General features: G+C 72.6%; 12 protein-coding genes. All 12 read right to left on the bottom strand.

Going from position 1 to position 25,846, the window contains the following annotated elements; all coding sequences use genetic code 11:
* Positions 1-265 precede the first annotated feature (265 nt).
* The gene (locus tag ACIBPB_RS28015) at positions 266-3,628 is read right to left on the bottom strand and encodes a LamG domain-containing protein (RefSeq protein ID WP_396842440.1); all 3,363 of its coding nucleotides are present in this window, start codon (positions 3,626-3,628) and stop codon (positions 266-268) included.
* A 258-nt stretch (positions 3,629-3,886) separates the two neighbouring features.
* Complete coding sequence (locus tag ACIBPB_RS28010) at positions 3,887-4,303, bottom strand: hypothetical protein (RefSeq protein ID WP_396842439.1); 417 nt, start codon at positions 4,301-4,303, stop codon at positions 3,887-3,889.
* Entirely contained in the window at positions 4,300-10,779 is a 6,480-nt protein-coding gene (locus ACIBPB_RS28005) for an RHS repeat-associated core domain-containing protein (RefSeq protein WP_396842438.1), read from the bottom strand. The genes ACIBPB_RS28010 and ACIBPB_RS28005 overlap by 4 nt, the downstream gene beginning before the upstream one ends.
* A 614-nt stretch (positions 10,780-11,393) precedes the next feature.
* Positions 11,394-11,693, bottom strand: coding sequence for a LysR family transcriptional regulator (locus ACIBPB_RS28000; protein WP_396842436.1), 300 nt, complete (start codon positions 11,691-11,693; stop codon positions 11,394-11,396).
* A gap of 911 nt (positions 11,694-12,604) precedes the next feature.
* The gene (locus ACIBPB_RS27995; protein WP_396842434.1) at positions 12,605-13,573 is read right to left on the bottom strand and encodes a phosphotransferase family protein; all 969 of its coding nucleotides are present in this window, start codon (positions 13,571-13,573) and stop codon (positions 12,605-12,607) included.
* Complete coding sequence (locus ACIBPB_RS27990; RefSeq protein ID WP_396842433.1) at positions 13,570-15,240, bottom strand: ATP-binding cassette domain-containing protein; 1,671 nt, start codon at positions 15,238-15,240, stop codon at positions 13,570-13,572. The genes ACIBPB_RS27995 and ACIBPB_RS27990 overlap by 4 nt, the downstream gene beginning before the upstream one ends.
* A complete protein-coding gene (locus ACIBPB_RS27985) occupies positions 15,230-17,068 on the bottom strand; it encodes an ABC transporter ATP-binding protein (protein ID WP_396842432.1) in 1,839 nt (612 codons plus the stop codon). Before ACIBPB_RS27985 ends, ACIBPB_RS27990 begins: the two co-directional genes overlap by 11 nt.
* Positions 17,065-18,342 (bottom strand): B12-binding domain-containing radical SAM protein, encoded by a 1,278-nt coding sequence (locus ACIBPB_RS27980; protein ID WP_396842431.1) that lies wholly within the window; start codon positions 18,340-18,342, stop codon positions 17,065-17,067. Before ACIBPB_RS27980 ends, ACIBPB_RS27985 begins: the two co-directional genes overlap by 4 nt.
* A 15-nt stretch (positions 18,343-18,357) precedes the next feature.
* Positions 18,358-20,856 (bottom strand): lantibiotic dehydratase, encoded by a 2,499-nt coding sequence (locus ACIBPB_RS27975; RefSeq protein ID WP_396842430.1) that lies wholly within the window; start codon positions 20,854-20,856, stop codon positions 18,358-18,360.
* Between the two features lie 2 nt (positions 20,857-20,858).
* Positions 20,859-22,307, bottom strand: coding sequence for an adenosylhomocysteinase (gene ahcY, locus ACIBPB_RS27970; protein WP_396842429.1), 1,449 nt, complete (start codon positions 22,305-22,307; stop codon positions 20,859-20,861).
* Positions 22,297-24,837, bottom strand: coding sequence for a lantibiotic dehydratase (locus ACIBPB_RS27965; protein ID WP_396842428.1), 2,541 nt, complete (start codon positions 24,835-24,837; stop codon positions 22,297-22,299). The genes ahcY and ACIBPB_RS27965 overlap by 11 nt, the downstream gene beginning before the upstream one ends.
* Positions 24,837-25,769, bottom strand: coding sequence for a PHP domain-containing protein (locus ACIBPB_RS27960; protein WP_396842427.1), 933 nt, complete (start codon positions 25,767-25,769; stop codon positions 24,837-24,839). The genes ACIBPB_RS27965 and ACIBPB_RS27960 overlap by 1 nt, the downstream gene beginning before the upstream one ends.
* Positions 25,770-25,846: the final 77 nt, after the last annotated feature.

Here is a 25,846-nt window from a genome sequence, read left to right as displayed (position 1 = left end):
CGTACCCGCGACGAAAACCGGTGAGGGGAACGGCATGGCGAGCAGTCAACGTTCGATCCGACGCTGAGGCAAGCCAGTTATCCCCGGCACCCGCTGCTGCGGGCGGACGACCGCCCCCCGCGCCGGGTGCGGGCCGCGCCCGGCGACGGTGAACGCCGGCGGGCTGTCGCCCGGCGACGGCACCAGGGCCGGCACCGTCCGGCCCGTCGCCCTGCCCGGGTGGCCAGCACCACCCGGGCGGGACGGAAGGTCCCGACGAGCCCGGTCAGTCGGCGGCCAGGAACTCGACCTCGGACTGCTCCGGGGCCCGCTGCCAGGCCCAGACCTCGTCGATGTCACCCACGAACGGCGCGGCGGTGAGCGCCCGGCCGATCGTGAACGTGCCGGTGGCGTCCCACGTGCTGGTGTACGGCAACGTCACCACCTCGGTCCGGGCCGGATCGATGAAGCCCTCCGCGTCCTTGTAGTGCACGTAGAGCGTCATCGTTGCGGCCAGGCCGTCGTAGACCCCGGCCAGGTGCGCCCACTCGCCGACGGTGACCGGAGCGGTCGCGCAGGCCTTGGTGGCGGCCGAACCGGCGACGTCGGCGAGGAAGATGCTGAAGCAGTACCGGTTGACGGTGCCGGCCTGGTAGCCGAGTTCGAACATGCTCCGGTTGGCGCCGTGCTGGGCCACGGCCGTGCGGTGGCTGCTGACGTCGGTCACCCGCACCCAGGCCGCGACGGCGAAGCTGCGGCGCAGCGACGTCTCCGAGTTGACCCCGGTGGCCAGCACCGGACCCACCGTGCTGAGTCCGTTGCCGCCGGTGAACCGGGCCTCGGCGTAGCCCTCGGGGTAGGCGGGCGGCAGGTATCCGGTCGGCGTGAAGGACACCCCGTTGCCGGAGGAGAGCACCTGTTGCCCGGACGAGTGCTGGACTCCCCGCAGGCCGACGCGGTTCTGGACGCCGACCGTGGCGCTGCCACCGGTCTCCACCGCGTCACCGGCCGCGATGCCGGCGTAGGCGAAGACGATGGTGCCGTTCTCGCCGAGCTGCGCCTCGAAGCTGACCCGCTTGGTGCTGTCGCTGGCGAACCCCGCGTTGCGCCACTCCAGCACGAAGCTGCGGTTGGGGGCCGTGCCGGTCACCGCCGTACGGACGCTGGACTGGCTGTCCAGCACCAGGTTGTCCCAGAACGGGTAGAGCGCCGGGCCGCCGGCCGCGATGTTCGGCACCGCCGTGTTGGCCCCGGAGGACGCGAGCTCGGCGAACGAGGCCCGCCCGTTCGTGTCCACCCAGAGCTGCTGGTACGAGTCGCCGTAGTACCGCACCGGGAACGGCAGATCCACCTGCTGCACCGCGTCGTCACCGGTCAGGGCGAGGACTGTCGTGTCGGCCGGGACGAAGGTGCGGGCGCCGGCGCTCCTGGTGTACTCGGACTGGGTCGGTTCGGGCGCGTACCGGGTCTGGACCCAGCTGGCGGCGCTCGCGTCCAGGTGGTGCGGCTGGGTGATCAGGTCGGTGTCGTCGGTGCCGCTGCCGTCCAGCTTCCAGTGCCCGGCCTCCGGCTCGGGCGACGCGACCCGGAACTGCCAGGTCGAGGAGCTGGACATCCCGTTGGGCTTGACCGACTTGACGGTCAAGGTCCGCAGCAGGTCCTTCTTCGGCACGAACGTGAAGGTCAGGCCGCCGGTGTAGACCTCCTCCGGGATGCACGGCAGCCGGCAGGTCGGCGGGTCCGTGCTGGCGATGTTCACCGTCGTGTAGGGGCTGCCGTCCAGGGACCACATGAAGTACGACGTGTCGGAGGAGACCCGGACCTGTGCCCGGCCCGGAATGCCGATCCCTCCGTACGAGACCCCCGAGCCGTCGTCCTCCTGGTACACGCCGTTGGTGGTGGACTCGATCACCGGCGCGAGTGGCGCCGTCGTGTCGGTGAGGAAGTTCCGCCACCCCGTCCACGTCGAGTACGCGCCCTGCTCGTCCTTCGACCGGGCTCGCCACTTGTAGTAGCCGTTGCCCAACAGCGGCGTGACCCGCCACTTCGCGGGTTGCGACGGCTTGCTCGGCCCGGACGCGTAACCGGTCTTGACACCGGAGGCGACCAGCCCGCCGGTGGAGGTCTGCACCTCGAAGTAGACCGTCAGGACCGTCCCCGAGTCCGGGTCGGTGGCGAAGACGGACAGCTCCGGGTCCTTGCGGCCGACCACCGGGGTGGTGGTGCACCGGCTGGCGCAGTCGCTGATGGCCATGTCGGTGGGTGTGTTCGGGGTCCGGTTGTAGGTGGCCTGGAAGCTCACCGAGGAGGAGTGGAAGCGGGTCCACTCGTAGTGGTTCGACTCGCTGGTGGCACGCAGGCCGAAGGTGATGGTCGCCGCCTTCGCGGTGGCCTGCGTCTGCAGCTTGGTCTTGAGCGAGCCGGTGAACTCCCCCGGGTCGTCGGCCTTCGGGCAACTGTCCTCGTTGGCGGAGAAGGTCTCCGTGTCGACCCGCGACATCCAGTCACCGTCGGAGTCGTTGTACCAGGTGTACTTCGACGGCCAGTCCATCCGGGCGGTCTGCCACAGCTCGATGCTGGTGCCGGCGCAGTCCGCCGTGTGGTCCGCGGTGATGTGCATCGACGCCGAGAGGATCTGCGACGACGCCATCTCCGAGATGGTGAACTGCATGTGCGAGCGCCACACGTCCGAGGTCTGCCACTGCCGCCCGACCCGCATGTCGGAGTACTCGCCGTAGTAGGCGTGGTTCGGGTTGCTCTTCATGACGTTCGTCCAGTGCGTCGGGGACGGCTTGCTGAACGGCGGGTCGATGAAGACCGGATACACGGTGTCCGCCGCGGTCAGCATCGCCCGGTCCGGCGTGACGGTCAGACTGCCCGCCGCCACCGTCACCGGCATCTCCACCAGCCGGTGCGGCGTCGCCTCACCACCGTCGGAGGCGGCCCGCGCCTCGGCCCGGCGGGCGGCGTCGGCACCCGCCGGCCCGGCGATCGGCGCCGGCGAGTCCCACATGCTCGCCCCCGACGAGGCGAAGACCAGCCGTCCCTTGTCGTCGACCGCGTCGAGCCCGGCCCTGGTCCCCTGGCGCAGCCGCACGTCGCCGGAAACCCCGAACCGGACCGCCCGCAGCGCCGGGTTCTGCGCCGCCGCCCGCGACTTCACCACCAGCACCTGCCGGTAACCGGTGACCCCGGCCACCACCTGAAGGTCCACGCCGGGCAGCACCTCGGCGTACGTGGCCGTGTCCCCGGCCAGGCTCGGCGCGGGCAGCCGCCCCGGCCACGACAGCGACATCCGGGCGCCCGCCCGGCCGAAGGTCAGCAGCGGCCCGTCACCGCCGCCGGACAACCGCAGCGGTTCCACCACGACCGCCGGCGCCACCGCGCCGTCCGCGGTCCGCCGCAGGGTGGTGTCCACCGGCTTCCAGCCGGAGCCCGTACGGGCCCGCACCGCAGCCGGCGAGGCGACCGTCGTGAACGATCCGTCCGCGTTCGCGAACGTCTGGTTCGTCTCCGACCGCTCCGCGGCCACCTCCACCCGGCCGCCGCACGAGCGCGCCAGGCTCGCCGCCGCGGACGCTCCGGACGCCTCCGCGGCGCAGTCGACCCGGGCCGGCGCGGCAGCCGCCGGCTGGCCCGGCGCCAGCACCGAACCGAGTACGGAAAACGCGGTCGCCAGCGCGACCCGGCGTCTTGTCCGCCCTGTCCCGCTACCGGGAGAGGGCAGCTTGAACCAACCGCCTGTCATCACAACCCCTGTCATGAAGGTGAACGAATCGGTGAAGCGAAAAATCGATCAACAGCTGGGCAGGGCCGGCACACCGGGGGCACGCGGCTGCGCGCCCCCGACCTGCGGCCCGGCGCCGGTGGCCGGGCGGGAGAGCCTCCCCCACCCGGCCACCGGCGGTTACGCCGAGGGCCGCGGACCGGGCCGCAGCGCGTCCGCGTACCGGACCGCGACCACAGCGACCAGGAGCTGCCCGAGGAACTCGATCGCCAGATAGCCGATCCAGCCCACGAACAGGTACGGCAGCACCGCGACCGCGGTGATCAGCAGCAGGGTCAGCACCGTGAAAGCCAGCCCGGTTCCGGCGGCCCGGCCCACCCCTGCCAGCACGGCCAGCAGCAGCGCGGTGGGCACCAGGGCGAGGAAGACCTCCAGGCCGAGGGCGAGGAGGGTCCCTCCCGGTTGGCTGGAGCTGAGGTACGCCTCCGGTCCCACGATGCTCAGCAGCAGCACGAACTTGACCGGTACGACCAGGGCCGCCACCAGGCAGGTGCGGCCCCACCACCAGGCCGCGCCGCGATGCTGACCCTCGGTCACTTCAGCACTCCGGCTCCGGGCAGGCTGGTGTTCCAGGTCATGTTCCGATCCGAGGCCATCGGGTGCGACCGCAGACCGTACAGACCGCCCGTCGGCGTCCTGTCCTGGGCCAGGTACCGCTGGTTGCCGTTGTTCTCGTACTGCACCACCTGGAACGACGGGTAGTTGTCGCCCTGGAGGCTGACCTTGACCCCGCGGTACGTCCCCGGGTTCCACTCGGGCACCTTGGGCGGGCTGGCCGCCGGCAGCTTCAGCAGCGGATTCGAGTGGAACACGGGCACCGTCCAGCTCTCCCGGTAGAAGTTGATGGAGAGCTTTCCGTTGACCGCGCAGCACGGCATCTTGCTGTTCAGCCCCGAGTACTCGGCCTGCAGGAAGCCGTCGGTGGTGCCGTCCTTCTGGCCGGTGATGGTGAGCGCGTTCGCGCCCCCGTCGACGATCTTGTCCTGCCCGGAGCAGTCTCCGGAGATGCCGCTGCAACTGGCCGACACCGTGTAGCTGACCTCGCCGGTGTCGGTGTCCCAGGCCACCGCGATCCGGTAGGGCGCGTTGACGTCGGTGCTGAAGCCCCGGTCGTCACCGGTCAGCCAGACCGCGGCCGTCTTGTCCTGGATGAAGAAGGTCGCGACGATCAGCCCGTTGCCCGGCGCCTTCGGGCCGGCGAAGATGGCCCGCACGTCACCGGCGCGTGCCGGACCGAAGAACGCGGCCCGGGCCGGGTTGCGCCCGCCACCACCGCCGCCGCCACCGCCGCCACCGCCGCCACCGCCGCGGCTACCGCCGCCGATCTTGCCCTGCTTGGCGAGGTGCTTGATGATCCGGGTGTTGTACTCCCCCCAGCTCTCCTCCTCGAACTTCAGGCCGGTCGGGTCGCTGTAGGTGCCCGGGTTGTTGTTGCTGTAGCCATAGGCGTTCCACTGCTGCGGATCGCTGGCGTCCATCACCGCGTCGACGGAGATGAACCGGCCGGTGGCCGGCTCGTACTCCCGCGCCCCCAGGTGGGTGAGGCCGGTGGAGTCCCGGGTGCCGCCGAGGAACCCCTTGTCCCCCGCCCAGGTCGCCGCGGTGGTGCGCTCGGCGCCGAAGGGCAGCGTGCGGCGGCGCTGCACGGCCAGCGTCCCGCTGTCGATGTTCAGCTCACCGGTGTTGTGGTGATCCGGGATGACCCAGGTCATCTTCGCCTTGGTCCGTACCCCGATCGACTGGTCCAGGTGGCTGTAGTAGCGGGTACCGGTCGCCGTGGCGGCTCCCGGCGCCACCGTCACCTCCATCCCGCTGGGCAGGTAGAGGGTGGTGCCGCTGCCCTGCGGGTCACGCCGGATCAGCCGGTTGCCGTCGGCGTCGTAGAGGTAGCTGACCGTCCGGCCGCTCTCCACCACGGAGGCCAGCCGGCCCTCGTTGTTCCAGGTGAGGGTCTGCGACCGCCCGTCCACCGTACGGCTGATGGTGTTGCCGGCCTCGTCGTAGCCGTAGCTGTCGGTGGTGTCCGTGCCGGCCGGCCGGTCGGTGAGCACGCTGGACAGGCCGTGCGGCTTGGAGCCGACGGCGCCGCCCTGAGCCGGGTAGCGGTAGGTGCGGCTGGTTTCCCCCGCCGCGGTGTGGGCGACCTCGCCCGTCCGGTTGCCGCTCAGCCCCTCGGTGCCGGCGTACTGGTAGCTGTGCCAGTAGGGCGCCGGCCCGCCGAGCCCGGACACCGCCGGGTTCGGGCCGCAGTCGCCGTTGCCCGGCGTCCACGCCTCGGTGAGCCGCCGCATCTGGTCGTAGCGGTAGCACTGGGTGTCCGCCGGCTGCCCGTACGGGGCGTCGTTGATCCGCAGCAGGTTGCCGGCCTTGTCGTACTCGTAGCTGAAGTCCGCCGGGACCGGCCCGTTCTCCGGTGACACCTTCGTGCGCATCAGCCGGCCGGTGACGTTGTCGATGGTGTAGTTGGTCTGCACCCGCTTGCCGAACTCACCGAGGGTGCGCTCGACCAGCTTGCCGGTCTTGTCGTAGACCACCGAGTACACGTAGATGCCCAGGCCCGAGGTCATCGTGGTCGGGGCGCCGACGTCGTTGTAGCCGAAGAGCAGTTGCTCGGCGGCGAGGTCGCCGGAGACGGCGGGCAGGGTGCTGGCGGCGGGCTGGCCGTCGGCCTTGTACTTCGAGCCGAACGTGTAGGAACAGGTGTCCTCGGCCGTCGAGGCGCAGAGCGCCCCCTCCGCCGAGGGCAGGGTGACCGTCGTGCCGGTGCTCCGGCCGGCGGTGTCGTAGCCGGTGATCGCGTTCACGTACGCGCGCCCCTGGTCGTAGCGGGTCGAACTGCTCACCCGCCCGACGCCGTTGGCCAGCGTGTCGTAGGTCCACGCGGCGAGGATCGGGCCGGTGACGGAGCCGTCCCGCAGCGTGGTCTTCCGACCGAGTTCGTCGTACGTGCTGGCGGTGGTCCGGCCCCGGGCGTCCTTGACCGTCAGGACCTGCCCGGCGAGGTCGTAGGTGGTGGTCGTGGCCCCCTTGTCGGGGTCCTCGTCGCGGATCTTGCGGCCGTGCTGGTCGTAGAAGGACTTCCAGACGTTGCCGGCCGGGTCGGTCGCGGTGGCGAGCAACCCGCTGTCGGTGTAGGTGTAGCGGCTGACGTCGTAGGTCGCGGCGTCCTTGTACTGGCGACGCTCGACCAGCCGGCCCAGGCCGTCGTTCAGGTTGGCGATCCGGGTGCCGCCCTGCGGCGGGGTGACCGTGGTCAGGTCCCCGTTGTAGGTCGTCGTGGTCCGCCACTTCTCCTGGCCGCCGATCCCCTGGGTGCGCAGGATCTCCGCGGTCACCCGGCCGACGCCGTCGTAGGCGTATTCCAGGACCGACGGTGCCGCCGCCTGGCCGGCCGGACCGACCAGTTCGGTGCTCACCGCCCCGCCGGTGAGGTCCTCGAACGGGTTGGTCTTGTACCAGGTCAGACCGCGGGAGTCGTAGAAGGTGTCGGAGAGGACCCGGCCCCCGCCGGGTGCCTGCGACTGCACCTGCCGTTCCCGCAGCCAGCCGTCGTACAGGGTCACGGTGGTCTTGTAGCCCGTGCCGGTGGGCAGCAGGCTACGCGTGGTCACCGCGCTCGGCTTGGTGTTGCGGACCAGGTAGGCGAATTCCATGTTGGCGGAGTCGGTGCCCTTCGTCCGCCCGGGCAGCCAGACCTGCCGGAGCCGACCAAGACCGTCGTAGGTCATGTCGGTCCGCGCCTGGTTGGCGTCGACGGTGGCCACGGGCAGGCCCCACGCCGGCGCGAGCGTCGTGGTGGTGGCGTGCCCCTTGGGGTTGACCTCCCGGGTGCTGGTGACCGGGCCGGCCGACGCCGGGGTGTACGCGGTCGTGCTGGTGTGCCCGAGCGCGTTGGTGGTCGAGGTGACCCGGCCGTTGGCGTCGTACCCGGCCTTCGAGATGGTCTCCCAGATCGGCGTGCTCCCGCTCCACCGGTCGACATCCTCGGTCTTGACCGGCAGCCCGCGGGTGGGCAGATCGGTGTTCCAGTCGTTGTCGAGGCGGTCGTAGGTGATCCGGGACTCGGAGATCAGGTCGCCCGGGAAGGTGATGGTGCCGGTGCAGGCCACCCCGACGGTCTGGGTGCGCTTGACCTTGCCGAGCATCCAGTTGCCGTCGTTGCGGGCGTACCAGGTGCGCTCGCAGGTGTCGTCCGCGGCCGTCGTGACGTCGCCGAGGTCGTTCACCTCGTACGGCAGGTTGTCCGCGTTGTACTTGGTCTGGACCTCGGTCCAGCGCACGCCGTCGGCCTCGACGGTGGTCCGGCTGTACGACCGCACCTTGGCGGTGTTGGTCATCCACGCCTTGAGCGAGTTCGCGGCGGCCGTCTGCACGGGGGTGCTCGGCGTGTTGATCGTGCCGCTCACCCAGTTGCCGTTCGCGCCGTCGAGCGTGGTCTGCTCCAGCACCAGGCCGGCGTAGGCGTCGTGGTCGGTGACGGTGCCCTGGAAGGAGTCCGACACCGAGACGCTGCGGGTGCCGGAGGGCTGCTTGTCACCGTCCATGCCGCGCAGGTAGCGGTAGTCGGTGGTCATCTGCACGCCGGTGTCGAAACCGGTGCGGACCTTCACCCGGCCGTAGCCGCGGAACTGGCTCCAGGTGCGCTTCTTCTCCTTGATCAGCTCACTGTCGTCGTAGTGCCAGGCGGGTTTGTCCAGATAGTCGTAGTAGATCTTCTGCTGGGTGGAGGCGCCCGTGTTGTCGTTGGTGTCGACGTAATCGACGACGTACTTGTGGAACCAGTCCAGCGTCGGGACCGCGCCCTCGGGGGCGTAGTACTGCGGGAAGCAGCGCTGGGTGTTGGTGTGCGGCGTCGGCAGCGCCGATCGCCGGCACTCGGTCGGCTTGAAGGTCACCACGATCTGCTGACCGGTCTCGGTGGTGATGGTGCGGACCCGCCACCGCTTGAGCGCGGTGCGGTCGTCGTCCGGGCCGTCCACCCGGTTGGCGAACGGGTCGGCGCCGGGGTCGAAGACCACCTCGGGATCGGCGACCGCCGCGCCACCGGCGCTGGTCACGTGGCCGGTACGGGTGATGCCCCGCAGGTAGAGCGGGATGCCCTCACCGATGGTCGAGCCGGCGTTGAGGAACTCCTGCCGCAGGGACCACGATTCCACCTCGCTGTAGGAGCCGCTGCCGGCGTGCACCTGCATGCGGATCTTCGCCAGCCGCTTCTGGGTCCAGAAGGTGGGCGTGTACTTGTCGGTGCACGGGGTGGCGTGGCAGTACTGGTCCCACGGGGTGTCCGGCCAGGACGCCTGCACCGCCTTGCCGCCGCTGTCGAAACAGGTGGCGCCGGTGGTGCAGCGGTCGGCCACGTCGAAGAGCACCCGGGCCGCCGCGTACGTGGTGGCCGGGGCATCGTTGCGGTTGCCGTACTCGATCTTCTCGAGCCAGCCGCCCCGGTCGTAGGTGGTGCGCTTCGCCGAGTCGTTCTCCCGGCCGTACGCCCCCGCCTCCTTGCGGTAGAAGAAGGTCATCGTGTTGCCGTGCGGATCCACCACGTAGTCGAGGTTCCACCGCCACGCCTGGGTGCGGCGCGAGGCGGCGAAGTCGCCCTCTGTGTAGCCGGGCTCGTTGGGGTGGTTGCCGTAGACCTGGGTGGTCCAGGTGGAGTTGGTCACGGTGCTGCCGGAGGCGCCGCCCGGGCCGCTGTTGCGTCCAAAGTAGTACTGCGTCCCGTCGGTGCTGGTCACCCGCCAGTACTCGCCGTCGTTGTCGCCGTTGCCGAAGCTGGTGTTCTTCAGCAGCTCGATCTTGGAGCCGTCGTCCTTGACCCCCTTCCACCGGCCGCCGCCCGCGTCGACCAGCTCACCGGAGGTGACGTTCGACGAGATGGTGGCGTTGTCGCGCCACCAGCACTGGTCCCCGGTCTTCTTCGACTTGTTGTTGGGGTCCTTGCCGCCGACCGCGTCGGTGTCCTCACCGCACTGCCGGTAGCTGCGCTCGATGTAGCCGGGCCACAGGTCCCAGCCGTCGCCGATCCAGGAGCCCTGGGTGTTGGTGCCACCGGTGCGGCCGTCGATCGCCTGCGACGAGTAGGACAGGGCCAGCGACGGCGTGGGGCCGCCGGTTCCGGGCACCGTCCGCAGCGGATAGGACCAGCTGAACCCACCGGTCTGCGGGGAAACCTCCCAGGTGGAGGCGGGCGACAGGCTGGTGGCGCCGTAGTCGCCGTTGTCGCCGGACTCGCCGGCGGTGAGCGCCAGGACCGTGGCGCCGGTGGCCGCGAGCGGGGCCACCGCGGTGACGCTGCGCGCCTGCGGGTCGTTGCGGGACGCCAACGGCGTCGAGGTGGTACAGCCCGCCGCCGTCGGCGTGGTCAGCGCGCAGGCGGGCAGGGTCACCAGGCGCAGCCGGGTCGCCCAGTCACCGCCGTACGCCGCCGCGAACTGCCCGTAGTCCACCGTGACGGCGGCCTTCGCCCCCGCCCTGACCCCGTCGGCCCGCCCGACCTGCACCATGAGGCCGGCCACGCCGGCGCGGCGGGTGGTGGCCTGGTCGTGGAGCCGGACGTCGACGGCGCCCACGGCGCCGGCGGCACCCAGCCGGCGGGCGTCGGTGTCGTCGGCGACCACGGCGGCGACCGAGACGGGCAGGCCGGTGGCCCGGGCGCGGGCCGGCGCGGCCTTCGGCGAGGTCGCCGCCCGGGCGGTGACCGCATGGGCGCCGCCGGCCAGGTCCACCCGGGCCGAACCCGCCGCCGGCCAGGTCACGGAGAGCGGCCCGCGAACCTCCCGACCGCCGGCCGTCCAGGTCGGCTTGGGCTTGGACTTCAGCGGCTGGACCCGGATGCCGGCCGCTTTGTCCGGCGCGGGCGGATCCCAGCTCGGCGCGGCGGCCGCCGGATCACCGATCATCAGCGGCACGGACAGCACCGCCGCCACGGCTCCGGCGATCCGGCGGCGGGTTGGTCCGGCTGTTCGGGTGGGCGAGCCGCTGTCCCTCGCCAACCGGAATCGGGCAGGTTGCATGAGCCACTCACCTTCAGGGGGTCACGCACGGCCGGCGGGACGTGCGTCTGGAGGACCGGCGTGACGTGCTCGTCAGCCGGGTGATCCGCACGAGGTCGCCGCGGCACCAGGCTGCTGGTGGCCGCGGCGGCGTCCTCGGCGCATTGGGGTGTGCACGGCGGGACGGCTCGCCGCCGTCCGGGCGAGCCGGTTGACGGCGACGAGGCTCCGCCGTGGTGGGAACGTGGTGCCGACGGTCAGCTCAGCCGGTCACCGCGAGCGTGCGCCCGCGGCGGGAGCGTCGGTCGGCTGCCAACCAGGTCGGGACAGGCGTGCTCGGTCTTCACGGTTCGCGACGGCTCGTCGAGCCCATCACGAACAATCCGCACCCGCCTCGCGGGATCGGTCCCGGAATTCCGTTTCGAACTTCTTTATCACCGACATGCCGGCCCCCGTTCTCATGTGCACGGAGGCTATCGAACATCATGAAGGTGGTAAAGGCCGGAAGCCCACCGGACGGACCCCCGGACCATCGAATTTTTCTAATTGACCCGTAGCGGACACTCCCCTTGCCGGCCGGTCCGCCGGACGAGCGGAGCGCGGGACTCTGGCCCGGCTCGACAGCGCCGGCTCGGTCAATTCGAGACGGGCGACCCACAGGCGGCGTCGACGTCATCGGAATGCTGTTGTACCGCCTGCCGCATGTTGTCCATGAGACCCAGGATCGCTCGCACGGACGGCAGGATCATTTCCCCCTGCCGGGTCAGCCGGCTCCCGGTGGAGTCGCGGATGAACAGTTTGGCGCCGATGCTCTGTTCCAGTCGCTGAATTTGATAGCTGAGCGCCGGCTGCGAGTAGTTGAGCACCTTCGCGGCCTGGTCCATACGGCGGGTGTCGGCGATCGCGACGAAAGCCCGCAGTTCCTTTTCCTTCACGGTCAAATCCTCCGAGAAAATCGTTTCGGATGTCGATTCCTCGCGATACCGGATCACCCCACGCGCAGGCGCGGCCCCACCGGGCAGCGGGTGCGGAGGGCGCCACCGGGAACCAGCACGCGGACCGCGGCTGGCGTACGTCCCGGTCACCGGCATGCGGGCACTCCGGGGCGTCGACCAGGCAAAATCGATCGCCGGGTCGGTGCCACCGGGTCAGTCGGCGGCCAGCGGCGCTATTCCGGGGAACCCCCCGGCGCGCCGCCCGGCCCGGACCTGATCGTGAAGGGCCTCGGCTGCCCGTCAGCGGCATCCGCGGCTGAAAAGGGCAGTCTCCATCGGCTGACAGTCACTGATACCCCCGTTGATCAGACTGACTGAACAAGTTGTCGAACTGTAGGACCAGCAAGGCTCGGCGTAAAGGCCGATCACAATTTGCCACCATAAATCGGATGGAGGCCCCCGAACGGGACTGACCAGATGACCGTCCGTAATCACGGCGCGGACCGGCCCGGGCCGGCGCGACGCATGCCGATTGACGGGCGAACGGCCCGACAAGGATTTGCCCTGTTGCCGAACTCGGAATGTCGACCAACTCCCGCGTCCCTCTCGACCAGGTCCGCCAACTCCACCCGGTCGGGCCACCGGACCGCCCCCGAACCGAACGCCCGCGACGACCCGCCCAGAATCGGATAGCGGCGTGCCGCCGGTCGAATCGACCCGGGCCGCCAACCGACGGAATGCCGCCAGGGCGCCACCATTCGACGGCAACCGCGACCGTGCCGCGGCGCACGCGTGGCGGGCGGAAACCCGAGCGACCGGAAAAGGAATCAAATTCGACCTCGGTGAATAGCTTCAGCAGCACACGAGACCCGGCCGGGACGCCGGGCCCGACCATCGGATCGGCGCCCCGGCTACGCCAGCAGTTCTCGGCTTCGCGCCGTCAGTTCTTCGATACGTCCCCGGACCCACTCCTGCCGCGTCGGGTCGGGGGCGTAGGAGAAGAAGATGACGCCGAGCATGAGTACGGTGTCCAGCCGGACCAGGGCGTCCAGCGCCGGCTCCAGCACGGGCAGCGGAGCCCGGTCCCGGTAGCCCGCGAGGACGTCGCGCTCCCGCAGGCCGTTCTCCGGAAGCTGGGCGTACTCCGACAGCCGGGCCAACTCCATCCCGGGGTGGCCCACCATGGCGCAGGTCCAGTCCACCCATCCGGTGATCCGGGCGTGCTCCGTCAGCAGGTTGCACGCCCGCATGTCCAGATGCAGCAGGACCGCCGCCCGTCCGACGGGGGCCAGCGCGGCGGTGGCCCGCTCGACCGAGGGCGCCTCCGGCAGGTCGGGCAGGTACTCCCGCAGTTGCCCCCAGCGGCGACTCAACCGTCGCCCGGTCGCCTCGGCCACGGGGTAGCCGTCGTGGTCGAGTGGCGGCAACCCCGGCGGCACCGGCGTGCCGTGCAGGCGCGCGAGCAGCTCACCGACCTGGCCGCTGTCCACCCCCTCCGGCTCACCGGGCAGGAAGCGGGACACCAGGACCGGGCCCGCCGCGGTCTCCACCATCTCCAGCGGCTCCGCCACCGGGAAGCGGCGCGGGTGCAGGTACGCGCAGATGCGCCACTCCTGCCGCAGCGAGCGGGTCGCGCTGAAGGGCTTGCGGCCGGGGAACCGGTAGACGTGGTAGCGCGGCACCCGGACGGCCACCGGTCCGTAGGTCGGGCTGTGCGCCCGATGGACGACGAACTCCAGACCGAGACCGGCGGGCGCCGGGTCCACCAGCCCGAGGCGCTCCACGGTCTCCGCGACGGCGTCCTCGACCGCGACGACATCCGTGCTGTCGTAGCTTCGGTTCGCGTTCGTCCCGGGTGTCGGGCTGTCGAGGTCGGTCATACCTTCTCCTGCGCGGTCGAACGGCTCCGGACGGCCACCGGGCCGTCCGACAGGTGAATCATCAGCCGTGCCTGGTCGGCCAGGTCAGGGCGGTCGGTGACCACCACGACGGTCCGCTCCCGGGCCACGGCCAGCAGCTCCGCGGTCAACTGTCGAGCCGTCACCGGATCGAGAGCGCTGAACGGGTCGTCGAGCACCAGCACCGGGGCGGGCGACAACAGCGCCCTGGCCAGCGCGACGCGGTCGCGCTGGCCGCCGGAGAGCCGCCCGCCACCCTCGCCGAGGGGGGTGTCGTACCGCAGGGGCAGCCGGTCGATGACGTCGTCCACGCGGGCCCGCCGGGCCGCGGCCACCATCTCGTCCCGCGTGGCGTCGGGACGGACCAGGCGCAGGTTCTCGGCCACGCTGAGGGAGAACAGGAACTCGTCCTCGCCGACCAGCGCCACCACCCGGGCCAGGGCGACCGCGTCCCAGTCGCCGGTGGCGGTGCCGTCCACCAGGACCCGGCCGGCGCGCGGCGGGCGCAGCCCGGCGATGGTACGCGCCAGGACGGTCTTGCCGACGCCGGAGGCTCCGGACACCACGACCAGCGAGCGGGGTTCCAGGACCAGGTCGATCGCCTCGCCCGGCGCGCCGCCGGGGACGTCGAGCACGATCCGCTCGAGGGCGATCGCGGGCACTCCGGCGGGCGGCTGGCGGCGTCCGGCGGGCGCCGGCGGTTCGTCGGGGAACGCGTCCGCGAGGCGACCCGTCGCGGTCACCGCACCGGCCAGCATGGTGAAGGCGAAGCCCGCACTGAACGCCGGCGCCCCCAACAGCATCAGCGCGCCCGTGTAGCCGACCAGATCCCCGGGACTGAGCGTGCCGAGGTGGGCCAGCACCAGCGCGTGTCCGAAGCCGACGCCCTGCACCACCCCGAGCAGCAGGAACATCGGGTTGCGCCGCTCGGTTCGGCCCTGCCGCACGGACGCGTCGTGCTGCGCCCGCGCGGCAGCTCGCAACCGGCGCCAGAGCTGCTCCGGCAGGGCCGCGTCCCGCACCGCCTCGATGTTGTCCAGCGCCTCGGCGAGCAGCTGACCGAGGGAGTCGCCACCCTCGCGCATGGCCGACGTGGTCCGGGTCAGCGACCGCAGGTGCGCCGCGCCGACCCAGAGATAGCCGGCGGCGAACACCGCGGGGGCGACCACCAGCGCGGGATGATAGAAGGGCGCCACCGCGATCGCCAGCGCCACGAACGCCAGCGACGACACCGCGGTGTCCAGGCCCGGGAAGATCCCGGCCCGGAGCGCGCGCAGGTCGCCGACCATCCCCGCCGCCAACGAACCGGACCGGGCCGGGTCACCGTGCCGCAGCGTGTCGGACAGGAGGGCGGAGCGCAGCTCCCGCTCGACCCGGGCGGCGAAGGCGATCGCGGCGCGCTGCCGCAGATACATCACCCCGGCCCGGAGCAGCTGGCTGACGAGCAGCACGGCCGCGCCGACCGCCAGCACCCGACCCTGCCGGGCGTCGTCCAGCACCGCGTCGAAGGCGAAGCCGCTGACCACCGGCGCCAGCACCGCGAATCCGGCCGTGGCGAGGCTGCCCAGCACCGACCCGGCCAGCGCCGACCGGCGGCCACCAACCCGACGGGCCAGCCACCGCCACGCCCGGGGACCGTCAGGAGACATGTGCGGGTCCCTCCACGTGGTCGGCGTGCATCGCGGCGTACCAGCCCTGCCGGTCCAGCAGCTCAGCGGGCGTCCCGGTCTCGACGACGCGTCCCTGGTCGAGGACGACCAGCTGATCGAGGTCGCGGACCGTGTCGAGGCGGTGGGCGATCATGACGACGGTCGCGCCGCGCAGCAGGGACCACATCGCGGTGCGCAGGTGCGCGTCGGCGACGGCGTCCAGATGCGCGGTCGGCTCGTCGAGCAGCACCAGCCCGGGTTGCTTGACCAGTGCCCGCAGGATCGTGACGACCTGCCGCTGGCCCGCGGACAGGCCGCTCCCGCCGTGGCCCAGCACGGTTTCCAGGCCCCGCGGCAGGCCGGCCAGCCAGCCGTCGAGCTGGCAGCGCACGATCAGCCGCGTCAGGTCCCGGTCGGTGACGTCCGGGCGGCTCAGGCGCAGGTTGTCGGCCACGGTGCCGGCGAACAGCTGGGGCCGCTGCGGCACGTAGCCCACGGTGCGCCGCAGGCTCGCCTCCGGCCAGCGGTCGAGCGGGAGTCCGCCCACCGTCACCTCGCCGCCGTCGAGCCGGTGCAGGCCGGCGATGGCCTTGAGCAGGCTCGACTTGCCGGCCCCGGAGCGGCCCACGAGCCCGACCCGGGCCCCGGCCGGCAGCTGCAACGAGACGTTGCGCAGCGCCTCGGTCCCGTTGTGGTAGCGCAGGCTCACCGCGCGCAGGCACAGCTCGACCGGCTGCCCACCGCCCGCGGGGTGCGCCCCCGGCGGGTGCGCGGGCCGCTCCGCCCAGCGCGGTACCGGCACCGGCGCGGACGCCGGCGCGTCGAGCGGGTCGGGGTCCGGTGGCGGGACGGCGTCGAGGATCGCGAAGATCCGCGTCGCGGCGGCGGCGGCCTGCCGGAGCTGCGTCTCGACCGCACCGGCCGAGGCGAGGGTCCAGGAGATCCGGTCCGCCGCCAGCACGAAGAGATACCAGGCGGAGACGCCGAGCAGGCCGGCGCCGATGAGCAGTCCGCCGCCCCACACCGCCCCGGCGAGCGCCAGCCCGACCAGCGCCGACACCGCCGGCATCAGCAGGGCGGCCCGGCCGGCCGAGGCCACCCAGGAGCGTGCCGCGGCCCGGCTGGTCCGGTCCGCCCAGCCGGAGAGCAGATCCTGACCCCCGTATGCGCGGACCACCCGCAGGCCGGCGGTCACCTCGTGCACGACCGAGGCGAGCGTCCCCGCGTCGGCGGCCGCGCGACCCGCCGCCGGGGAGGTGATCCGCCGGAACGCTCGGGTCAGCACCATGATGAGCCCGCCGCAGACCGCGGTGAGCAGCGTCAGCCGCCAGTCCAGGACCAGCATCAGCGGCAGCAGCAGCACGATGACGAGGAGCTGCTGCGCCAGCTCGAGCAGGCCGAACACCGCCTCCCCGAACTCGTCCAGGTCGTCCGTCGCGCGGGACAGCACGGTCGAGCGCGGATAGCGGTCGTAGAAGTCGAGCCGGCCGCGCAGCGCCGCCCGGATCAGCTCCAGCCGAAGGTCGAGCACGGTTCGGGCGACCAGCCGGCGGGCCAGGTAGGCGCGTACCCGGTTGATCACCCAGACCACGATGCCGATGGCCAGCACCGACGCCGCGAGGAGATAGACGGTCCGGCGGTCCGCGCGGGCGTCCGCCGCGACGGCGCGGGAGACGGCCACCGGAAAGGCCGCGGAGATGACCACCATGCCGAGCGAGGCGAGCACGACGCCGGCGACGAGCGGCCGGTGCCGGCAGATCCGGGCCGCCGCCCGGAGTCCGCCGCTCCGCTCCCGGGGACGGCGGCGGGCAGCGCTGGGCGAGGTCAATCGGACACCTCGGCGGTCAGGCGGTTCTCGACGTAGTTGGGCAGCAGGAGGATCTCCTGGTGCACGGCGCCGACCTCCGCCCGGCCGGTGATCTCCCGTTGCAGCTGCGCGGCGACCCGCTCGTACTCCGCCCAGCTGGTCGGCCGGTCCATGCCCTGGGTGTGCCGGTTCCACAGCGTGGTGAACGGCCGGGGCAGCAGGACGCTGGGGTGGAAGGTGGCGGGCAGGTCGCGGAGGAAGTCGTGCAGCTCGCGGGCCTTCCCGGGGTCACCGTTCTCGGTGCCGAACAGGATGAAGATGAGCGGCTCGATGCCCGCCTCGTTGGTCTGCCGCACCGCGGTCTCGATCGCCTCCCGGGACGTCGGCTTGTCCATGTCCAGCTCGCTGATCCAGGGGGACTCGACCCCGTAGAAGATGCCTCGGCACCCCGCCGACCGCATGCTGCGCAGCAGCGGCTCGTTGACCCGCTCGACCCGGGTCTGGCAGATCCAGGAGGCCTCCCACGGCTCCGCCCGCAGCAGCGAACACAGCTCCTCGACCCAGGTCGGCACGATGGTGAAGGTGTAGTCGAGGAAGAAGAAGTTCCGGACCCCCCGCTCGTACTGCGCGCGCATCTCGGCCACCACCTGCTGCGGGTCGCGCCTGCGGATCTTCGCGCCGAACCAGACCATGCAGTAGCTGCAGGTGTACGGGCAGCCCCGGTTGGCGAAGATCAGACCGGTCGTCCCGTTGCGCAGCGACCCGTCCTCACCGACGGTCTCGCCCCAGTAGCGGGTCACGTCCACCAGGTCGTAGTCGGGCACCGGCAGGGTGCTCGGGTCCACCTGTTGGGGCGCGCCGGCGAGGGAACCGTCGAGCACGGTGTGGTCCTCGGCCATCCGGTCGACCAGCCAGGGCACCGCCGACTCCAGCTCACCGGGCAGGGCGGCGTCCACCGCGAGATCCCGGCGGGTCATCTCCGGCTCCACGCTGGCGTGGAAGCCGGCGGCCACCACCGGCACTCCGGGATGGTGCCGGCGCACGGACGCCACGAGCTCGCGCGGCCGCTCCAGCGAGATCGAATTGCACTGCGTCAGGTCGTAGGTCTGGGTGATGAGAACGACCAGATCCGGCCGCTCCGCCAGGCTCCGGTCCACCTCGCCCAGCCGGGCGTCCACGATCCACGCGTCGTGGCCCCGTTGCCGTAGCAGCGTCGCGGTGTAGAGGGCCTCCACCGGCTGCTGCACGAACAGCAGCGGTCGGTCCGGCACCGCAACCAGCAAGCAGATACGCATAGCACTTCCCCGTCGTCAGGCGAGCCGCGCTGGGCCGGAGAACACGGCGCAGCGCAGCTCGGTGGTGTATCGCCGGCCCTCGACCCGCAGCCACAGCTGCTCGGGGTCCGGCAGCATCTCGCTGAACTCCGCCGGCTCGGTGGCCTGCCGGGCCGACCGGCAGAGCTGGCGGACCAGAAGCGCCGAATCGAGATCGACGTACATCGGCTTCGGCTCGTCGGGCAGCTTGACGAACACGTGGCGGGGCAGCCGCAGCCGCTCCCGCAGTTCCTGCACGACCCGGAACTGGGCCGCGTCCCCGGTACCGCCAGCTCCGCCTGCCGGCCGCCAGATCCGCTCCGCGGGCACCCGCCAGGTCTGCCGCCGCAGCACCAGCCGCCCGGTCCGGATCCGCGGCACATGCGGCAGGGAGCTGGGGATGCTGATCCCGCCGAAGTGCCGGGGGAAGGCGAACGGCGCCAACGGATCCTGCCGGATGCTGCGCCCGCCGGCCGGCGAGGTCAACAGCCGGAGCCGCTGCGGCACACCGTGCGCGTACAGGCCGAGCCGCCCGTCCCGGACCCGCAGGTAGAGCCGGTCGGGCTGGATGACCGCCGCGCGCGGCTTCCCCGACCGTCCGGTGACCTCCAGGTCCGGGCACGGGAAGCGCAGCTGCGCCGCCGTCTTGTTGGGATGCGAACGCGCCAGGTCGCAGAGGATCTCGTCGGGCTCCAGCAGCCCCTGGTACGCCTCGTACGCCAACTCGGCCAGCTCGGGCACCCGGTCGGCGAGCAGAGGGCTGAGGCTGCTGTGGCAGAGCAGCTCGCGCAGGGCGTGACACTCCCCCACCACCACCCGGTAGTCCCCGGCCCGGATGGCGTCGGCGGAGGTGGCCGCCAGCATGATGTCCGGGTTGCACACGGCGGCCGGCCGGTCCGGCAGCCCGGCGACGAGCCGGTCCAGCCGGTCGGGCGTCACCTCGACCTCCGGCTGACCGAGATCGGCGCCGGCGAGGAGGCTGTCGGCGATGTGCCGCTCCACCGCGTCGACCTCGTCGTCGACGGCCCGGCACCGCTCGTCGAGCCGGGACCGGTCCAGCACGTACCCGGCGTAGAAGTCGGCCAGCGGGACGTCCCGGTGCGTACCGAACCGGTCCGTCACCCACTCCGTCAGCACCGTCCCCTCGGCCGCCATCCGCAGCCGGGCGCCCGCCAGCGCGATCCGGTAGCCCGGAGCGAGGTCGTCGGTGATCAGCCGGGCCAGGTCGGGACCGAGCGTGAAGTCCCCCGCCCGGCTGTGACACTCCTCGAAGACGATCGACCGGTCGGCGTAGATCCGACCGTCTCCCCGGTTGGCCGAGCGGCCGGTGACCTCGGTGAAGGCCGCCTTCATGGCCTCCAGCGACGCGGCCCGGTCGGGGTGCTCGGCGGCCACGAAGTCGGCCAGCCGCTTCTCGAAGTCGGTGATCACCTGGTGCGCCCGGGCCGCCGCCGGTGACCCGCCGGGCGGGGGCAGCGCCGCGCGCAGCGCGGCCAACGGGTCCGGCTCCCCGACCGGGATCTCGAAGTCGACCAGCAGCCACCCCCGGTCGACCAGGCCGGCGAGGAGCGCGTCCAACCGGCTGTCCGGGCCCGGCCACTGCCCGCGCAGCTCGGCCAGGGTCCGCTCGCCGTCACAGCGGCCCAGCAGCCAGGCCTGCTCGGGCTCGAGCGTCTCGTCGTCGACCTGGTCGAAGCGCCAGTCGGCGAGCAGTCCGGTGCGGGTCAGCGGGGCGTACCGCCGCAGCCGCCGGCCGTCCACGAAGGCCAGGGGAAAGCGGCGCGGTCGCAGGTGCTCGCGCAGGTCCGGCTCGGCCGCGAAGGTCGAACCGAGGGCCTGCGCCGCCCAGTGGGTGAAGAAGCCCACCCGCCGGCCGAAGCCGAGGTCGGACCAGTGCGGCCCGTCGCCCGGCCCGGCCAGCACGGCGGCGGAGATCGGTCCGAAGTGGGCCGTCGTCTCGTTCTTGGCGGTGACCCGCTGGAGGTAGCGGCAGAGCAGGTCGGCCATCCGCCGGTCGGTCCGGGAGGACAGCTCCCGGTCCGCGCCGGCCAGCCACTCCGCGAAGCGCGGATAGTGGGCGTCGTTGGACAACAACAGCACCTCGCGCAGCGCGGGATCGCCGCGGAACGCGTCGACCACGGCCCGCCGCCCCCGGTCGAGCGCGGCCCGGTGCGCCGTCTCGAAACGGTGCCACTCGTCGCCCAGCCCGGCGAGCGCCGCCCGGTACGCCCCGGCGCCGGGCACGCCGGCCGGGACCGCGGCCAGCATGCCGGTACGCGCGGCCACGGTCGCCGACTCAGCCTGCCCGCGCAGCGCTTCCCGCAGGTCCTCGCCGGCGCTGCGGGCGGTCGCCTCGGCGTCGCGCAGCCGCGCCGTCCCGGCCCCCAGGTCGGGGTCGGCCAGCGGCTCGAGCAGGACGAGCGGGAAGCCCGCCTGCCGGACCATGACGACCGGCAGGGCCACCCAGCCGGCTCCGCCGCTGATGAGGGTCGTCATGGTCAGTACCGGTAACTGTCGGACTTGAACGGGCCCTCGACCGGAACGTTCAGGTACTCCGCCTGCGCCGCGGTGAGCGAGGCCAGTTTCACGCCGAGCGAGTCCAGGTGCAGGCGGGCGACCTCCTCGTCCATCCGCCGGGAGAGCAGGTAGACGCCGGGCGCCAGGCCCGGGGTCCGCGCGTACAGCTCCAGCTGGCCCATCACCTGGTTGGTGAACGACGCCGACATGACGTACGACGGGTGCCCGGTGGCGTTGGCGAAGTTGACCACGCGGCCGTCGCCGAGCACGAGGACCGAGTGTCCGTCGGGGAAGACCCACTCGTCGACCTGCGGCTTGATCGGCACCCGCCGGACACCCGGATGGGCCGCCAGGCCGACCATGTCGATCTCGACATCGAAATGCCCGATGTTGGCGCAGACCGCCAGGTGCTTCATCCGGGCCAGGTGCTCGGGCCGGATCACCTGGCAGGCGCCGGTCGCGGTGACGAAGATGTCCCCGGCCGGCAGGATCTCCTCGAGCGTGGTGACCTGGTAGCCGTCCATCGCGGCCTGCAGGGCGCAGATCGGGTCGACCTCGACCACCACGACCCGGGCGCCCTGCCCGCGCAGCGCCTGGGCGCTCCCCTTGCCGACGTTGCCGTAGCCGATGACGACGGCGACCTTGCCGCCGATCAGGATGTCGGTGGCCCGGTTGAGCCCGTCGATCAGCGAGTGGCGGCACCCGAAGTGGTTGTCGTACTTGGACTTGGTGACCGCGTCGTTGATGTTGAAGACCGGGAAGAGCAGTTCGTCGCGCTCGCGCATCCGGTTCAGCCGGACCGCGCCGCAGGTGGTCTGCTCGGTGGCGCCGGTGAGGCCGCCGATCAGCTTGGTCCACTGCTGCGGCCGGTCGACCAGGGTGCTGGCGATCATCCGCAACATCGCGGCCTCGTCCGCGCTGCGCGCGGTGCCAGGATCCGGGGCGACCCCCTCGGCTTCGGCGGCGAGACCGACATGGGCGGCGACGGTGAAGTCGGCGCCGTCGTCGATGACCGAGTCCGGACCGGTGCTGTCCGGCCACACCAGCGACCGCTCGATGCACCACCAGTACTCGTCGACGGTCTGGCCCCGCCACGCGTACACCGCCGGGCCGCGCGGCCGGTCCGGTGTGCCGCCCCGGCCGACCACCACGGCGGCGGCAGCGCTGTCCTGGGTGCCGAGCACGTTGCAGCCGGACCAGCGCACCTCCGCGCCGAGGTCGATCAGCGTCTCGATGAGCACCGCGGTCTGGACCGTGAGCGCCAGCAGGCCGGTGATGCGCCGGCCGGCGAAGGGCTTGCTGGCCGCGTACTTGCGTCGCATGGCCATCAGGCCCGGCATCTCGTGCTCGGCGAGCCGGATCTCCGTGCGGCCGGCGGCCGCCAGGGCAAGGTCCGCCACCTTGAAGTCGGGTTCGTCGTCACGCGTCATGAACAGTTCCGTTCCTTCCTGCGCCGCGGCGGTCGGCGGCCGGCGCGGAGAAGACCGCGCACCTGATCTCGGTCGTGAACCGCCCGCCCTCCCGCTGGAACCACAGCTGGTCGGGGCGCGGCAGCATCTCGCTCAGCTCCACCGGTGCGGTGGCGCCCCGGGCGAGCCGGAACAGTTGCCGGACGAACAACGGCGAATCAAAGTCGACGAAGATGGGCTTCGGTTCGCCGGCCACCTTCGCGAAGACGTACCGGGGCAGGCGGTGCCGGTCCCGCAGCCGGCACGCCGCGTAGAACTCGGCGGCGTCGCCGCGCCGGTGCACGCCGGCCGGGCCGACACCGGCGAACTCGCCGGGCGCCAGCCGCCACAGCTCCCGCTGGAGCACCACCCGGCCCGCCCGGATGCGGGGGACGTGGGCGAGCGTCTCCGCGCGCAGCCCGAGGCCGCCCAGCCGCCGGGGGAACGCGAAGGGCGCGAGCGGGTCCCGCCGGATCGACGGGGCGCCGCTGGGCGGGGCCAGCAGGCGCAGCCGCCCGTCGACGCCCTCGGCCCGGAGCTCGGCCCGCTCGCCCAGGGTCACGTACATCCGCCGCGGCTGGATCACCTCGCGGCGGGGTCGCGGCGACCGGCCGAAGATCTCCACGTCGGGCACCGGCAGCGCCAGTTGCGTCGCGGTCTTGTCCGGGTGGCTGCGGGCCAGGTCGCACAGCACCTCGTCCGGCTCCAGCAGCCGGTGGTAGGCGGCCGCCACCTGGTCGGCCACGTCCGGCTCGCGCTCCCGCACCAGCGGCGCGAGGCTGGAGTGGGTGAGCAGCTCGCGGGTGGCGTGGCAGTCACCGACCACCGCCAGGAAGTCGCCCCGGTCCAGCGCGTCGACGTCCTCGGCGGCGAGCATGATGTCCGGGTTGCAGAGCGCGGCCGGCCCGTCCGGGCAGCGGGCGAGCATCTCACGCAGCCGTTCCTCGGCCACCACGACCTCGGCAGGGTCGCCGTCGGCGTCGCCGAGCAGCGCCATGGTCAACTCCTGGTCCAACCGGTCCAGCTCCGCGTCGACGCCGTCGCAGCGTCGCGACAGCGCCGGCTGGTCCTCGAAGTAGGCCCGGTAGAGGTCGGCCAGGTCGATCCGGGCGCCCGGCCCGAACCGGTCGGTCAGCCACTCGGTCAGGACCACCCGCTCGCGGACGATCCGCAGCCGCGGCGCCGCCAGGACCATGTCGTAGATGGGCGTCAGCTCGCCCTCGACGAACTCGGTCACCGAGCGGCCGAGGGTGAACCCCTCGACCGGGGCGTGGCACTCCTCGTAGAGCACGCTGCGGTCGGCGTAGTGCCGCCCGCTCCCCCGGTTCGGCGACTCCCCCGTCGCCGCCTCGAACAGCTCCTTGACCCTGGCCAGCGCGGCCGGCCGCTCGACGAGCCCGACCGTACCCACCGCCCGCGTCCCGTCCTGCAACGCGCCGACCAGCGCGCTGGCCGCCGGGTCGCCGGACACCCGCTCGCGCAGGCCGGCGAGCGGATCGGGCAGGCCGACCGGAACCTCGATCCGGCGGACGACGAAGCCCTCGTCGGCCAGGGCCGCCAACGCCTCGTCGAAGCCCTCGACCCCCCGCCGGGTGAACTCCGCGCGGAGCTGGGCGACGCTCGTCTCGGCGTCGCACAGCTCGAACAGCAGCCGCTCGGCGTCCGTGACCGGCCGCACCGTGACCGGCCGGAACCGCCAGTCCGCGGCGAGCCCCCGCTCGGTGGTGAAGGCGTAGAGGTGGATCCGGCCGTCGACCAGGAACGCCCAGGGGCGCCGGCGCACCGGCACCCGGTCGAGCTGGTCCGGTCGAGCCGAGAGGGCCTCCGCCACGCGTTCGGCCGCCCAGTGCGAGAAGAACGTGCGCCGTTTCAGCGGGCCGGGCCGCCAGCCGGCCCGGGCGGCGTCGGCCGAGGCCCGGCCGACGGCGATCGGGCCGAAGTGCGAGTGCGTCTCGTTCTTGGCGCAGAACCGTTGCAGGTAGCGGGCCAGCAGGTCGGTCAGCTTGCGGCCGCGCCCGCTGCCCGGGTCACCCGGATCGACCAGCCAGGAGGCGATGAGGGCGAACTGCGCGTCGTTGGACATCAACAGGGCGTCCCGCAGCCGGTCGTCGCCGTCGAAGTGGCCCACCAGCCGGATGGCGGCGTCCGCGAGGCGCTCCCGGTGCCGGATCTCCCACTGGTCCCAGTGCTCGCCGAGCCGCACCGCCCGGTCCTGGTAGGCGAACAGGCCGCGGGCCGCGTCCGCGGGCAGCCGGGCGGCCAGGTCGGTGAGCGCGTCCTCGCCGAACGGTCGCAGGTGCCCCAGCCAGGAGGCGACGACCGCCCGGTCCGGCAGGCCCACCGCGCGGAACCACTGTTTGAGGTCCGCGGCCCGGTCGCGAGCGTCCGCCTCCAGTTCGGTAATCTCGGCCGCGTCCCACCCGGCCTTCGGGTCGGCATAGGCCGCGAGCAGGTCGAACGGGAAGCCCGCCTGGCGGAGTACGACGACCGGCAGCAGGTGCCAGCCCGCCATCAGGGTCGGTTGCCGGCGACGGCGGGTCGGGCGGCCTCGAGCCGGGCCACCATCTCCATCGGGTCCGCCGCCCGGGCCGGCACCAGCCCCGGGGACGGCGCCCACGGCTTGAGCCGGACGCCGTGGTAGTCCGACCCCTGGGTGGCCACCAGACCGTGCCGGTCGCACAGGCCGGCGAGCCGGTCGATGTCACCGGCGTCGTGCCAGGTGGTCCAGACCTCGATCCCGGTCAGGCCCAGGCCCGCCAGGTCGGCCAGCCGGTCCGGCAGCTCGTCGGCGGGAAAGGCCCGTGCGGGGTGGGCCAGCACCGTGACGCCACCCGCCTCGGCCACCCAGCGCACCACCTCGGCCAGTTCCGGCCGCCACGGATGGGGCACGTGCAGGGGCTGGCCCGGCTTGCACCACTCCTTGATGAGCCGGGCGTGGTTGCCGCGCGGGTAGTCGGCGAACCGGGGATCCCCGGCCGCGGCGTCCAGGAAGAAGTCGAGGTAGTCGCCGATGTAGGCGACCCGGTCGGCGCCGAACCGGCGCGCCGCCGTCGCCCAGTCGACGGGTACGCCGATCGTTGCGGCCTGGTCGAACCAGTCCCGCCACCAGGCGACCTCGACCCGTCGCACGTTGTCGACGCGGTCCCGGAAGACCGCGTCGTGAAGATCCACGTAGTAGGCGAGGCAGTGCAGTTCCTGGCCCCGCCAGGTGACCGTCACCTCGCAGCCCGGGATCACCTGGAGACCCGCGGGCTCGGCCACCGCGGCGAACTCCGCCACCCCGGCCACCGAGTCGTGGTCCGTGCAGGCGGCGACCCGCAGGCCGGCCGCCACGCAGCGGCGGGCCAGGTCGGCGGGCGACTCGTCGCCGTCGGACACCAGCGTGTGCAGGTGCAGGTCGACGCTGGTGGGCTGATCGGCGACCGGCCGGCCGCCGGCGCTCACTTCGGGCCCCCGGCGGCCGGCCGGCGAACCGGACGCGGCCGCCAGCGGGCAGCATGAATCGTCTGTGCTGGCATCAA

This window comes from Micromonospora sp. NPDC049836 (assembly GCF_044465125.1).
In the GTDB taxonomy this organism is placed as follows: domain Bacteria; phylum Actinomycetota; class Actinomycetes; order Mycobacteriales; family Micromonosporaceae; genus Micromonospora.
The sequence above is the reverse complement of the archived record's forward strand: the minus strand, read 5'-3'. Positions and strand labels throughout refer to the sequence as shown.